Raw genomic sequence first — 14,224 nt, forward strand, 5'->3', positions numbered from 1 at the left:
CCGATGATGAAGTCGCAGCGCTCGCAACGCCATTCCTTCACAGCCCCGCCTCACCCTGACGTCGTACCGGTGTCCACACGGTAGACGATCTTCCCATCGAACTCCGCGAACCCCAACGACTTGTAGAAGGCACGCGCGCCGGGGTTGTCGTGGTCCGTCATCCACTCGACCCGGCTGCATCCGGGACGTGCTGAGGCCAGGGCGCGGAGCTCGTCCATGAGGCGGGCGCCGACGCCTTGGCGGCGGAGGGTGCCGCGGACATAGAGCTCTTTCAGGAACAGCGAGTGGGAGGAGCCGGCTGCCGGCCAGAGGAACGAGTAGGCGGCGAGCCCGACGAGATCACCAGCCTCGTCCTCGACCAAGAGAGCGGACGCCAACGGCGGGGAGCCGAAGAGCGCCTCCTCCACCTGGGAGCGGCGCTCCTCGAGCGGCTGGATCTCGGTCGATCCGTAGAACCGTTCGATCTCCTCGATCAGATCGGCCACTGCCTCGGTGTCGCGCCTTTCGGCGGGGCGGATCGTCACGGTCATCGACATCTCCTGTCGCTCTTTCATCGCTTCACTCGTTCGTTTCCATGCGTGATCCTGACGTGGCGGCACGGCTCGTGGCTACGGGGGCGTCAGCGTCTGAGGAGCCCAGCCGTGCTGGCGCAGGGAGCCCTGAACATGCCGGATGAGGTACTCCAGATCCGCACAGTAGACCGAGGGGTTTCGGTAGCCGCGGTCGGTGCTGAAGCGGTGAGGTAGATAGCCCCCACCGCACACCTCTACCAGAGGACAGCTCTGGCACTGATCGGCGAGCGCGGCCTTCCCGTTTTGCCGGTGCAGGAGCTTCGGATGGTGAAGGACCTCATTGAAGGACTGGCTGAAGACGTCGCGTCCCAGCCAGGAGGCGCCTTCCTCGACGGACCGCAGGGTGTCCACGCCCTCGATCGTGCCGTCCGACTCGATCACGATGCTCGTCGGCGGGGCCAGGCCGAGGGACTCCACCGAGCTGTGCACTCCGGAGCTCAGAGCCACGATGTCCTCCAGCATCCGCACACTGTGCCGCTGTTCCGGCCGGGCGAGCCAGGCGTCGTAGACGCGGCCCATCCACAACCCGTACTCGGGCACACTCGGGTCGTCGCGATGCGGCGGCTCGTCGTGCGTCCCGTGCGGCAGGCCGAAGTCGATCACAGGCGGCTCGAACGACGCCAGGTAGTCGTGTACCTCGACCGGGTCGTTGGCCAGGTCGACGACCGCGAGCAGCCCTGCGAACAGGTGCGGCCGGGACCGCAGGAGTTCGATGCCTCGTACGGCCGAGGCGGCACTCGATCGCGAGGCGTGTGTCAACCGGTGCCGGTCATTCGCGGTCGGCGGTCCGTCGAGGCTGACGCCCACGACGACCGCGTACCGCTCGAAGAGGTCCAGCCACGGCTCCGTGAGGAGCGTCCCGTTGGTCTGAAGCTCGAAACGGACCGGCACACCGGCCGGAACACCTTTCTGTACGGCGCCGAGCAGGTCTGCCATGTGCCGGGGGCCGGTGAGCAACGGCTCACCGCCGTGCAGCACGACGTGCACGCTCCGCAGGCCGTGCACCGCTGCGTGCTCACCGATTCGCAGCCCAGCCGCCCGGGCCACGTCCGTACTCATCCGGGCAGGCAGGTGCCGCCAGGCCTGGTCAGCGGAGTTGAAGACGTAGCAGTAGTCGCAGTCGATGTTGCAGCGATTGGCAACCTTGAGGATGAACGACCGAAAGGGGGCGTCCGCGCGCGGTGTCATCGAGCGGAGCGGCTCAAAGAGGCCAGGTCCAGATCAGCGAAGCCTGGTGACCACCCTCGCCGGCGTGGTTCGACGCCGTCTGCTCGGCCGCCAGCCGCTGCCGTACGCGGACGGCGACACGATCCAGTACGGCCGAACCGTTGATGGACTCCGCGACGCCGGGTACCGGAGCATGCGGTGCGGGGACGGGCGTACGTGACGGCATTCGACGCTCCTCGGGGCAGTGCAACGGCGATTGAGGTGGCAGACCAGCCGCAAGGTAGCAGCGCCGCTACCCTCGGCGACATATCGAATCCGGTCACGTGCCCCGCTACTCGGCCTGCGACGCAATGAGCCGCTCGACGACATCTGCCGCCCCGCCGATGCCCAACCGTCGGTACACATTGCGCGCTTCACGCAGCGCCCCTTCGCCCCGCGCCCGTTCGCCGGCCGTCCAATCGCAACGGCCGATCCCCTCCAAAGCCCGTGCCTCTTCAAGCGGGCAGCGGATGTCGCGGGCCAGCCCCAGCGCCTGCTCGAAGAGTCCGCGGGCGGCAGCCCAGTCACCGGAGGAGTGCAGCAGCGTCCCCCAGTGGTTCAGGACCTCCGCCTCACCGCACCGGTCGCCGAGCTCTCGGAGGATGTCCAGACTCCGCCGGAACAACTCGACGGCACCGTCCCGCTCCCCGGCGACCCCGCGCGCCGCACCCAGCTCTCCCAGAGCGGCGGCTTCGCCACCACGGCTGCCGAGATCTCGGTACGAGCCCAGGGCGTCGTCCAACAGCCGGATCGCCTCCGTGACGTTCCCGTCCATGCGGTCCAGTACCCCGAGGTGGCGAACGCTGTTCGTGCGGCCGAACCGTTCACCGAGCTCGGTGAAGTACTCCAGTGCCTGGGTGTGAGCCTCCCGCGCTCCGGTGGGATCGCCGGTCAGGCGCCGTACGACTCCGAGCTCGTTGAGGGCGTACGCCTGGTGGACCCGGTCGTCGAGTTCCCGGTAGATGTCGAATGCCTCACGGTGGCGCTGCTCAGCCAGCTGATACTCGCCCAGGAGACAGTGCACGATGCCAAGGTCCCGCAGTGAGTTGGCCTCCCCATATTGGTCGCCCAGCTCCCGGTAGATCGCCAGCGCTTCGGTCTGTGCCGCAACCGCTGTGTCGAACCGGCTGGTCTGCCTGCGCACCATGCCGAGGTCCGCGAGCGCGTTCGCCTGGCCGAGACGGTCGCCGACTTCCCGATAGAGCACGAGGGCCTCGGTCTGCGCCCGGGCAGAGGCGTCGTTGTCCGCGGTCATGTACCAGACGATGCCCACCTGGTTCAGAGCGGCGGCCTTGCCTCGCTTCTCGCCGACCGCCTCGTACTCCGTCACCGCTTCGTTCAGTGCCTCAATGGCCTCGGGGTAGGCCGCCATGAAGCGCCGGACGACTCCGAGCTCGGCCAGCGCGTTGGCCAGCGCCCGCCGGTCGCCGGTGTGCCGGGCGGCCTCGGCGGCGGTCCGGTGGAGGCCAACGGCTTGGTCCCAGGGCCCGGCCTGCCGCAGGAAGGGGGCCATCGCCGCAGCCATGTGGATCACCAACTCGTGCAGCGCGAGGTCGTTTGCCCTTCGGATGCAGGCCAGGACGTTGGCCCGCTCGTCCTCCAGCCAGCCGAGAGCCGCCGTACGTGAATCGATGGGAGGGGTCTCGACCTGGGCGGCGCCATCCGGAGAATTCGGTGCGGAGGCGCCGTTGCGGGCAATGTGTCTGTTCGCGACAGCGAGGACGGCCAGGTAGTAGGAGCACACGCGCTGAACGGCATGAACAGGGGTCATGCTGCCTCCCTCGTCGGCGAGACCGCGGGCATAGTCGCGTAGGAGGTCGTGAAGCCGGAACCGGCTTCCCGGTTGTTCCTCGATCAGATGGGCGTCGTAGAGCGTGTCGAGTCCCTCGCGTGCCGCCGCCACCGAGACCGAGCCGAGCGCGGCCCCGGAGAAGACATCGAGCTCGGTTCCAGGGTAGAGGCCGAGACACCGGAAGAAGTGCTGCCGCTCAGGTGTGAGGTCCTGGTAGGACAGGCTGAACGTCGCCGCGACCGCGCGCTCCCCAGCTCGCAGCTCTCCCAGCCGGTCCCCGGCGGTGACCAGACGCGCACGGAGATCCTCGGCGCTCCACGACGGGCGATGGCGCAGCCGCGCGGCGAGCAACGACACCCCCAGTGGCAGGTACCCGCACAGCTCCACCAACTGCTCGAGGACGGACCGATCGAGCGACTCCGCCGATCGCCCGCTGAGGCGTACGAACAGGTCGACCGCATGCTCCGCCGGCAACGCCTCCACTGGCAGGACCACCTCCTCGTACGCAGCCAACCGCTTCCGGCTCGTCACCAGCACGAGACAGTCGCTCCCGCCGGGGAGCAGGGGCTCCAGCTGGCGATAGCTGGACGCGTTGTCGAGGATGAGCAGTGCCTTCTTGTTCGCGAGCTGGCTCCGCCACATGGCCGCCCTCGCCTCGGTGACCGCACCCAGGTCGTCGCCGACAGGGATCCGCTGCGCCGGCACTCCGGTCGCCGCCAGCAACGATGCCAGCGCTTCCGTGGCCTGGACGGGGGGCCTTCCTGTCGTGTGCCCGTTGAGATTCACGAAGAGCTGGCCGTCCGGGAATCGCTCCGACAACACATGTCCTGCGTGTACGGCGAACGTCGTCTTCCCGACCCCTGGCATTCCATCGATCACATGCACGGGCAGCGCCTCGCCGCTCTCCTGCGAGTTCCGTACGGACCGTACCAGCGCCTCGAGTTCGGCGGTCCGGTCGGTGAACGCGGTGGTGTCGCGCGGCAGGGACCGCAGCACGAGGGCAGCACCCGGAGGCACCGCCCCTTCCTCTGACTGGGGCGTCGGCGCAGCGCGGCGTTCCGGCGCCCCCGACTCCGACAGCGCGGCAAGCAGCACCGCCAGCCCGACCATGGCCCCGCCGAGCAAAGCGAACGAGAACCAGCCATGCCGCTGCAACCACCCCAGCCACCCGGGCCACTGCGACTCGGACACGGCGTTGGTGACGAGGCCCACGAGCATGGTCGTAACGGCTCCGCCGGCGGCCACGACGGCGACGGAAATCCCCCGCCGGAGCCTCATGCGTGGGTCGTCTTGACGGAGCAGGGATTGGTCCGTTCGGGCCGGCCGCCTGTGGCGCGGCACAGCTTTCCAGCTGTAGCTCTGGTCACGAACGCAACCCCCGAATCCGACGCCCTATCGCGCACAAGCGGACCAGCTCTCACGGACCCTGGTCAAGGTCAGCTCCCCGCCACACACCGGCTCGTATCAGCCAACCTGTGCATGGCTTCTACGCCGGGCGCACCGACGCCCCTTTCATGGAGCCGGCCAGATGATCAGGTGAACGTGCTACTGATCGCCAGCGGAGAGTGATCCTCGGCAATGGGTGTGTAGTCAGCCCTGGTAGCGTCGCCGAACGCATGATCACGGGCGCCACTGAGGGGCCACAGGCGTCTGACCTGCTCGACTTCACTCCCAACCCCGCGGTGTCACCTGCTTCTGCTTCGCCTGCTCCAGCAGGCGAAGGCGAGAACTGAATGACGGCTACTGGTGATTGCTCACCCCGGAAGAGCCGAAGGCCGTGTGCGCGTTCTCGCCGCCCCAGCCGGTCGGGCTGCGCCAGATGACATTGACACGGAAGACATCGCGAATCGTGTCCACAGACCAGTCTTCGGCAGGCGGTTCGGAGAGGACAAGGTAGAGACCGTCGGCCGGCGCGGGCAGCGTGTGGTTGATCTCGAGCAGGCGGGTCGCGCCCGATCGCAGGTCCGCATAGGTGGAGCAGCCTGCGCCCAAGGCCTCGTAGAGGAAGAGCCCGTGCTGGGTGACGCAGCTGACGTCGACGACCGAGGAGTCGGCCGGCTGGAGGTCCGCCCAGAGAAGTGATGCCTTCAGCGCATGACGGACCGCCTCGTGCTTCCTGCAAGTACGGTCGGCCTCGGCAGCCGCTTCCAGCGCGCGGAGGAAACCGTCCTTCGTGGTCGCAGCCGGCGTTGCGGCGGTGGTGTACGCGGTGGTCATCTGCACCTCTTCCCTCTGATCTGGTTGCGCCGGGGCGACGGGGATCGCGCCGTCGGAGTTCGGCTTCGTCGTCATGCTGAAGCGTTCCTGAAGCTCTCGCCGTGCTTCAGCGAGGGGCCCTGCCCAGCCGGAAGCGTCCAGTGCCTCCGCGAGCCGACCTGCGTCGAAAGTGCCCTCTTTGAGCGCACGGTTGGTTGTCGCGGCAAGGTCTCGAAGAGCTCCGAGTCGCTCTCTGTCCGGATCACCGAACAGATGAAGCACGTCGACCCAGTCAGCCTGGTCCCGGCGAAGGATGCGGTTGGCCATGCCCTGGAGTTCGGAGAGGCGACTGCGGGCCTCGGGAACGTCGCCGTCGCTGCCGGTCAGCTCTCCCAGCACGTCCAGCGCCGCGAGATAGCGCCCCGCCATCCGCTCCGAGACGGGCGACCGGCCACGCTGGTCGGCGGTGAGCACCGTCTGACTCGTGTCGTTCGCGAACACCCAGCAGTCCAGCTTGTCACCTCGGCGCGGGGGAACCGAGCCTTGGCGGACGGTGAGCACGAGCGGCCGGCCGATCACCGGAGACAGCGGCCTGACCTTGTACCGACCGCCGGAGACGTGGCCTACGACCTCGACCCGGACATCGCTGCCGATCCGGGGAAGGCTTTCCGCCGCGCCCGCTGGCCGGACCTCCGGTGCCGCGGGTTCGGCGTCGTCTGCGGAGGTGGTGAGCACCTCCGGCAACGCGGCGGTGTGCAGGACCGTCAGGCTTTGGGTGCTGCGGGTGAGGGCCACGTACAGCTGGCGCAGCCCGGCCGGACCGCGGTCGGCGATCGTCGCGGGCTCGACGACCAGGACGTGGTCGTACTCCATCCCCTTGGCCTGCGCGGCGGCCAGTACGGACACGGCATCGCGATCGCGCTCGGCGATGGCTCCACCCTCGTGGATTCGGTGGCTGATGGCGTCCAGCCAATCGGAATCGTCGGGGACGATGACGGCAACGGAGCGGGGGCTGTTGCCGTCGCTGGTGCGCACCAGGCGTGCCACGTGGGCGACGGTGTCGTCGAGCAGCTTCCACGGTTCGGTCGCCACGGTCCGCACGGCGTCGGCGCCCGCCTCACGGACAGCCTGGGGGTAGGGCAGGGACGGGGCGACCACGCGGGCGAGAGGGGCGACGAACTCCATGATCTCGGCGGGGACGCGGTAGCTGGTGGTGAGCTGAGCCACGCTCCAGTCGCCGTGGTCGGAGAGGAGTGCGCCGAGCAGGTCCCAGCTCGTCGGGGTGTGGGCGCCCGTCGCCTGCGCGAGGTCGCCCAGGACGGTCATGGAGCCGCCCACGGCGCAGCGCCTCCGCAGGGAGCGGGCCTGCATGGGCGTGAGGTCCTGGGCCTCGTCGACCACGATGTGGCCGTATCGCGGCGGGGTCTCACCGCTGATCAGCACGCGAAGCTCTTCGAGGCAGACGTGGTCGTCGAGGGTCCAGGGGTCGGCGTCGGCGCTGGCGGCGCGCGCCCGCAGCAGGGCCGTCCGCTCGTACTCGTCGAGGATGCCGTCGGCGCATTCCCGCAGGAGGTCGGCCGAGTCGTAGAGGCTGCGCAGGGCCTCCCGGGGGCCGGGGGACGGCCAGACGCGTTCGACGAGGCGCTCGACCCGCCGGTTGCGTTCCAGGTCGCGGCGGATCGTGCCTGCCTGTCCGCGGCGCGGTGCGACATCGGCGAGCTCTTGGAGGAGCCGGTCGACGAAGAGGCCGCGGAAGCGGTCCCGCCGCTCGCGGAAGGGACCGTCGCCGGCGTGAGCCTGGTCGAGGAGGGCCAGGACCTCGGACTTCGGCACGCGGAGGGTCGTACTGCCGGCGGTGACGACGATCGCGGGCTCGTCGCCCTCGTAGGAGGGGGCGACGGTGAGGGCGTCGAGGGCGTCGGGACGGTAGTCGCTCTCGACCCGGCGCCGCAGTACGGCCGCCATACCTTCCCCCGACTTCGCCATACGCGCCTTCGGGGAATCCACACCGAGGGTCTCGCCCTCCCACAGGCGGTCCAGCTGGACGGCGTTGACGTCCCGGGTACCGAGGGTGGGGAGGACCTGTCCGACGTAGTCGAGGAACCGTTGGTGGGGGCCGATGACGAGGATGTCCTGGGCCTTGAAGTGCTCGTTGTTGACGAGCCAGGTCACCCGGTGGAGACCGACCGCGGACTTGCCGGTACCGGGGCCGCCCTGCACGACGAGGATGTCCGCGGGCGAACCGGTGACCAGCGCCATCTGGTCGCGGCGGATGGTCTCGACGATGTCCCTCATCCTGCCGCCGCGCGACCGCTGGAGCTCCTGCAGCAGGAAGTCGTCCAGCTGGGGTGCCTTACGCCGCTGCCGTCGTACGACATCGCCGGGCGTGGGGGCCGACGTACGTTCCGGGGTGGGGGACGCGTCCGCCTCCTCCGCCGTGCTGTCGTCGGCGGCCCGGCGGGGCACCGGTACGTCGGCGGACTCGGGTACGGGTACGGCCTCGGGAGCGGGTGCCGGCGGGGAGATCTCGTCGAAGTAGCCCTCGACGATCCGCTGTACGCAGCGGAGCTGACGGCGCAGGACCACCTCGCCCGGGCTCTCGGGCCGGGCCTCGCTCCAGGTCTTCGCCACGGGGCTGGTCCACAGCAGGACAACCGGGTCGTTCGCGCTGTCCTTCACCCCGCGGCGCCCGATGTACCACGGCCGGGGCTCTCCGCCCGGGTCCTCCGGGGCGTCGACGCGTGAGAAGACCAGCGCCTCGTCGCCCAGTCCCCCGTAGGCCTCGGCCCGCGCCTCCGCTTCGGCCCGGTTGGCGATCCCGTCCTTGCCGCTCGCCGAGGCGGTGGCCGCCGAGGTGCCGCTCAGTTCGGCCAGCTTCGTGGTGTAGCAGTCGTACGCGTGGTCCACCGCCCGCTGCTCGCCGGCGAGGATCTCGTCCCGAGTGGTGGTGCTCATGTGCGTCCTCCCTGCGGTGCCGGGGGACACCGCCACGGGCATGTGCCCGTACCCCGTGAAACAACTATCAGAAAACGGACGGTGACGAACGATCAGTTGCCGAGTTCACGGACGAGACCGCCGGCCTCGTCCCGCCAGACCCGCACCTGGTCGTACGTGGGTCCGAACTCGTACAGGTGGTAGTGGCATCCCAGACTCAGCTGGGACCAGAGGGCCTTCGCCCGACGGGCCGTTTCGGCCGGCGCGACGGAGTGCAGGAGGAGCAGCTTGGCGCGCCCCGTGGTGCGGGGCAGACCGGGCATCACGGCGTCCAGCACCCGGTCGACGCACAGCTCCAGTGCGGTCCGCAGCGCGAGGCAGGCGCCGCGGTGCCGGCCGGCGGTGGTGGCGTCGGCGAGTTCGCCGTCGAGGAGGCGGTCGGCCGTCAGCAGCAGGCCTTCGACGGACGCGGGGACAGGGGTGGTCATGCGGTCGCCTCCGGCTTGCGGATCTTCTGCGCCAGGTCCTCCACGTCCGAGACGAAGCGCTGCGGGTCGGGGATCGACGCGCCGCTGGGGTGGGCCCCCTTCTGGCACTGCTGGATCAGCGACCATGCCGAGCTTCCGTAGCGGCGGAGCACCTCCCTCGTGACGTCGTCACCGCGCTTCACGTCGCCGAAGAGGGCGAAGGCCGCGACCTCCCGGAACCTCTCCGCGCTGTCGATTGCGGTCTGGAGGTCGTGCTCCGAGCCGCCGACGCGGTGGTGGCGGATCCACGCGGCTTCGAGGAACGCGTTCTCCAAGGCGATCCGGCACAGGCCGGGCAGCACGTGGCGGTACGTCTCGGGGGGCAGGTCCGGGGTGGCGGCGATGGCCCGGGCGTCGCCGACGGCCTGCTTGACCGGGTCATCGACGCAGTCGACCCTCACCCGGGACTCCTCGCCCCGCGTCACCTGGAAGACCGTGACCGGCAGCTCCTGGTCGGTGAACGCCTTCTGCAGACGGGGATCGTGGGTGAAGACGACGATCTGCCGGTGCCTGCCCAACTCGTGCAGCACCTGTGCGAGTCCGTGCACCTTGGTCGGGTCCATGGACTGCACGGGGTCGTCGATGACGAGGAAGCCGAACGGGCTGTCCGCGGTCGTGGCCCTCGGCAGAAAGAGGGAGAGCGCGAGGGAGTGCAGCTCCCCCTGGCTCATGACGTCGAGCGCCGGGGCGTCCTGGCCGTCGACGGAGGCCGCCATGACGAGCTTGCGGACGGTCGCCTTCTCGCTGCCCATCAGGCTGACGGCCGCAAGGTCGACGTTGCTTTCCTGCCGCAGGCGCTGCCAAATGTCCTGCGTGGCGTCGGTGAACCGTTCCATGCGCTGTTCCCGCAGCTCGGTGGAGAGGTCCTTGAGCCACTTCAGCGCCTTCCGGAGGCCGCTCAGCAGAGGCTTGTCCCGTTCGGTCTCGCGCGCCTTGTCCGCCCAGGCGGCGAGCCGGGTGAGGAGCGCGCGCCACCGTTCGTCGCGCTTTCCCAGCTCGTGGGCCGCGTGCCTCCTGACGGTGTCGCAGGCGTCGGCGAGGACCTTGGCGGCTTCTTCGGCGCACCTGGCGAGCTCGGTGGGTTCGGTGATCTGCCGGCAGTCGGTCCACACCTTCCACGGGGCGGCCAGTGCGACGGGGATCTGCCGCGGGTTCTCGATGAGGTTGTGGAGGCTTCGCTTGGCGGTCCGGACGGCGTTGTGCGCGTCCTCGGCGGACTTCGCCTCGTTGCGCAGCTCCGCCGCCTGGCGGGAGGCACGCTCGTACCACTCCCGTCCGAGGACCCGTTCCGTTCCGCACGTCGGGCAGACGTCGTCGGGGTGCCGGTCGGCGTGGGCGAGGGCCTTCTCCAGCAGGTCGGCGCGCAGCCGGGCGTTCTCGGCGTCGGTGCCGTGCAGGTCTTCCACGTCGGCGAGGGCGATCCGCAGCCGCCGGACGGCGTCCTCGACTTCCGCCAGGTCGGGCCCCTGTACCCCGGCTTCGCTCCGGAGCTCGGCGAGCCGGCTGTCGTCGGCCGGGGGGAGTCCGGCGACGAGGGCGTCGATGGTGTCGAGGTCCGGGGCGCCCGGGGTGTCCACGGCGAGCAGGGCCCGCACAGCGCGGTCGTCGTCCTCCAGCGTGTAGAGGGCCTCCTTCAGGCCGGGGAGGGCGTCCTTCATCTCCTTCGTGCCGGACGCGAGGGCCTTCTCCCGCACGCTCAGCCGGTTGGTCGCGGTGGAGAGCAGCTCCATGCCGAGGATGGTGGCGATCGCGTCGTACCGCTCGGACGGCTTGCCGGTGAGCATGAGGTCGAGGTCGGTGTACGAGAGGAACGGCCGGTGGTCGGCGAGGGCCGTGTCCCAGCCGGCGTCGGCCACGGGGACCGTCCCGTGACCCGGGCGCTTGAAGGTGGCTTCGGAGCTGCCGAACTCCCGGCTCGTCCAGGTGCGGGCGAGGGTGCTGTTGCCGGTGTCGCCCTCGATGGCGAGCTTGATCTCGATCTTGGGGCTGTCGGCGTCGTGGAGGTTGTACCAGTGGCCGCCGCGCGTTGCGTCCTGGCCCGGCCGGTGGGCCCGGGTGCCGGTGAAGCCGACCTCGATGGCTTCGGCGAGGCTGGACTTGCCGGAGCCGTTGCGGCCCACGACGAGGTTGACGCCGGGGCGGGGGCTGAGGCTCAGCCGAGCACGGGGGCCGATGCCGCGGAAGCCGTTGACGGCGAGGGAGCCGAGGTAGATCCGGCCGCCCGGGGAGGTTCCACGGGTCTCGTTCTCACCCAGCGCCTCCTTCAGCAGCACCTTCACGGACTCGGGGAGTGCCGCCTCGCCCAGACGGGTCCGTACCAGATCGGCCAGGGGCGGGGCTGGTCGGCCGGGTGCGGCCGAGCGGGGGTCGGTGGGTTCGTCCGCGTTGAGCTGGGGCTGTTCCGTCACGGTCATGTGCGTCTCCCGGGGGCCGGATGCTCGTTCGGACGGTGGGGCGGACACCAGCACGCGGGTGGTGCGGGATGGCGCCCCGGCGTTCGCGTCGGGGGTCCACAGTGCCGTTGCGCAGTCAGCCCGCGCTTACACTCAGAACCATGACTAGACAAGCATGACACTGAAAGCACTGTCAAACTACTTGACGAATTTGACGACTGTTGTAGTGTGTTAACCGTCCCTGTCCGACTGGCCCGAGAGGTGCGGAACCCCACGCCATGCCCCAGCAGCCACCAGCCCGACCGGCACCCTCAGCGCATGTGACGGCCGCCGAGATCTCCCGTATCGCAGGGGTCACGCGCGCAACCGTCAGCAACTGGCGCCGCCGCCACGACGACTTTCCGGCTCCCAGCGCAGGCACGGAATCCAGCCCGCTCTACGACCTGCCGGCCGTCCAGGCTTGGCTGCGGGGCCGCGGGCACACCTCCACCGCCTCGCCGACCGAGGAGCTGCGTACGGCGCTCCGGCTACTGGGTCCCGGCTCGGGAGCGGCCGCGCGACTGTTCCCGCTGGCGGCTGCCGCGTCCCGCCGCACACAGGAGGAACTGGCCGAACTCGTCGCCCTGCCCGACGACCGGTTGATCGCCCGAGCGGAGAAGACCGCGGGCGAGCTTCCGGCCGCCGTGCCCGAGGCCGAGCCGGTCCGCTACGGTCCGGACGACGCGGACGCGGTCCGCGCGCTGCTGGGTTGCGTCCGTGAGGCGGGGCCACAGGCCGCCGTCGACGTCCTCGCCGAACGCGAACTGGACGAGGGCGCCGTCAGCGGCGTCTACCAGACCCCGGAGGGCCTGGCCCTGCTCATGGCACGACTCCTGCCCGCCGACGCGTCCCGCATCCTCGATCCCGCCTGCGGCAGCGGCACGCTCCTGGCGTCCGCCGCCCGGCAGGGCGCGCGGGAGCTGTTCGGGCAGGACTCGCTCCCCGTCCAGGGCCGGCGCACTGCGGTCCGGCTGCTGCTCGCCGCACCCGAGGCCGAGACGACGATCCGCGTGGGCGACAGCCTGCGCGACGACGCCTTTCCCGACGTCACCGTGGACGCCGTCCTGTGCAACCCGCCGTTCGGCGACCGGGACTGGGGTCACGACGAGCTGGCCTACGACCCGAGGTGGGCGTACGGACTTCCGCCGCGCTTCGAGTCCGAACTGGCCTGGGTGCAGCACTCCCTCGCGCACCTGGAGCCCGGGGGCCACGCGGTCATGCTGCTGCCGCCCGCGCTCGCCTTCCGCTCCTCCGGCCGCCGCGTCCGCGCGGAACTCATCCGCGCCGGGGCCCTGCGCGCCGTCGTCTCCCTTCCGGCACGTGCCGCGTATCCGCTCCACATCGGCCTGCAGATCTGGGTGTTCCAACGCCCCGAGCCGGGCGGCACGGACCGTACGACGGTGCTGTTCGTCGACGGGGAGGGCGAGCAGCGGGACAGCGCCCCGGGCACGGCGTCCGCCACCGACACGGCCACGGCCACGGCCGACGCCGGCACCCGTGGCGGCTCACGCCCCCGCCGATCCGGCTCGTCCTCTTCCACCGCCTCTTCCTCCGCCGCCTCCTTCGACTGGGCGGGGCTGACCGACCGGGTCCTCGGCCAGTGGGCCGCGTTCACCACCGCACCCGACACCTACGCCGACGATCCCGGCGTCGCCCGCGCGGTGCCGCTCGTCGACCTCCTCGACGACGTCGTCGATGTCACCCCGGCCCGCCATGTCCGGGCGACCGCGGCTGACATCGACCCGGCCGCCCTGGCCCGCCGCGTTGACGACCTGCACAAGCAGCTGGCCGAGCAGGTCACCGCGCTGGCAGCCTCTTCCGCCTCCGGCGGGTGGCAGCCCTCCGGGGGCTCGGCCCGCGAGTGGCGTACGGCGACCGTCTCCGACCTGGCACGCGGCGGAGCCCTGACCGTGCTGCGGGCGGCGACGCCCGGCACACGAGGCTCCAAGAGCTCCGGCGCCCCCACCGTGGAGCGGCCAGTCCTCGCCGCCCGCGACATCGCGGCCGGAAACCCGCCGTCCGGTACGACTGTCGACATCCACTCGGAGGCCGCGCAACCGGTAGCCGCCGGGGACGTTCTCGTACGCGCCGTCGCGGGCGGCAGCGACGCGGCCGCGATGACCCGGGTGGCGGACGACCGGGACGCCGGAGCCCTGCTGGGTCAGCACATCCACCTCCTGCGCCCCGACCCCGCCCGCCTCGACCCGTGGTTTCTGGCCGGGTTCCTCGGCGCCCAGGACAACATCGCCTCCGCGTCGACCGGCAGCAGCCTCGTACACGTCACACCGGGGCGCCTGCGCGTACCGCTGCTGCCCCTGGAGGAACAGCGGCGCTACGGGGAGGCCTTCCGCCGCGTGCACGAACTGCGCACGGCCGTCCGCCGAACCGCCGACCTCGCTGCTGACACCGCGGCCACCCTGACCACCGGCCTGACCGCCGGGGTACTCCTGCCACCGGCCAGCCCGGGCACTCCGGGTAGCCGTTCTGTCTGAAACGCCCCACGCGTCCTATCTCACACGACCACACTGGACCCCTGCCGTCCCACGCCCGGACGGTGCTCTTCGG

Annotated in this window: 8 protein-coding genes; 1 reads left to right on the plus strand and 7 read right to left on the minus strand. The window is 70.6% G+C overall.

Going from position 1 to position 14,224, the window contains the following annotated elements; translation table 11 throughout:
* Positions 1-50: 50 nt before the first annotated feature.
* From haaN to ACQEVM_RS31700, 7 genes are all read right to left on the minus strand, one after another.
* Positions 51-554: a cyclophane-containing RiPP N-acetyltransferase HaaN gene (haaN, locus tag ACQEVM_RS31670; protein WP_433084690.1), complete on the minus strand. Its 504-nt coding sequence runs from the start codon at positions 552-554 to the stop codon at positions 51-53.
* A 54-nt stretch (positions 555-608) separates the two neighbouring features.
* A complete protein-coding gene (locus ACQEVM_RS31675) occupies positions 609-1,760 on the minus strand; it encodes an FxsB family cyclophane-forming radical SAM/SPASM peptide maturase (RefSeq protein WP_433084692.1) in 1,152 nt (383 codons plus the stop codon).
* A gap of 13 nt (positions 1,761-1,773) precedes the next feature.
* A complete protein-coding gene (gene haaA / locus ACQEVM_RS31680) occupies positions 1,774-1,965 on the minus strand; it encodes a HaaA family cyclophane-containing RiPP peptide (protein ID WP_351376913.1) in 192 nt (63 codons plus the stop codon).
* 105 nt (positions 1,966-2,070) lie between these two features.
* Positions 2,071-4,848 carry a cyclophane-containing RiPP biosynthesis TPR protein HaaT gene (haaT, locus tag ACQEVM_RS31685; RefSeq protein WP_433084694.1) on the minus strand — a complete coding sequence of 926 codons (2,778 nt, stop codon included), beginning with the start codon at positions 4,846-4,848 and terminating at the stop codon, positions 2,071-2,073.
* A gap of 462 nt (positions 4,849-5,310) precedes the next feature.
* Positions 5,311-8,721: an ATP-binding domain-containing protein gene (locus tag ACQEVM_RS31690; protein ID WP_433084696.1), complete on the minus strand. Its 3,411-nt coding sequence runs from the start codon at positions 8,719-8,721 to the stop codon at positions 5,311-5,313.
* A gap of 92 nt (positions 8,722-8,813) precedes the next feature.
* Positions 8,814-9,188 carry a hypothetical protein gene (locus ACQEVM_RS31695; RefSeq protein ID WP_386394586.1) on the minus strand — a complete coding sequence of 125 codons (375 nt, stop codon included), beginning with the start codon at positions 9,186-9,188 and terminating at the stop codon, positions 8,814-8,816.
* Entirely contained in the window at positions 9,185-11,641 is a 2,457-nt protein-coding gene (locus ACQEVM_RS31700) for an AAA family ATPase (protein WP_433084699.1), read from the minus strand. Before ACQEVM_RS31700 ends, ACQEVM_RS31695 begins: the two co-directional genes overlap by 4 nt.
* A gap of 299 nt (positions 11,642-11,940) precedes the next feature.
* Between ACQEVM_RS31700 and ACQEVM_RS31705 the strand changes: the two genes are divergently transcribed.
* Entirely contained in the window at positions 11,941-14,151 is a 2,211-nt protein-coding gene (locus ACQEVM_RS31705; RefSeq protein ID WP_433084701.1) for an N-6 DNA methylase, read from the plus strand.
* Positions 14,152-14,224 lie beyond the last annotated feature (73 nt).

Source organism: Streptomyces sp. CA-243310 (assembly GCF_050936775.1).
Classification (GTDB): Bacteria; Actinomycetota; Actinomycetes; order Streptomycetales; family Streptomycetaceae; genus Streptomyces.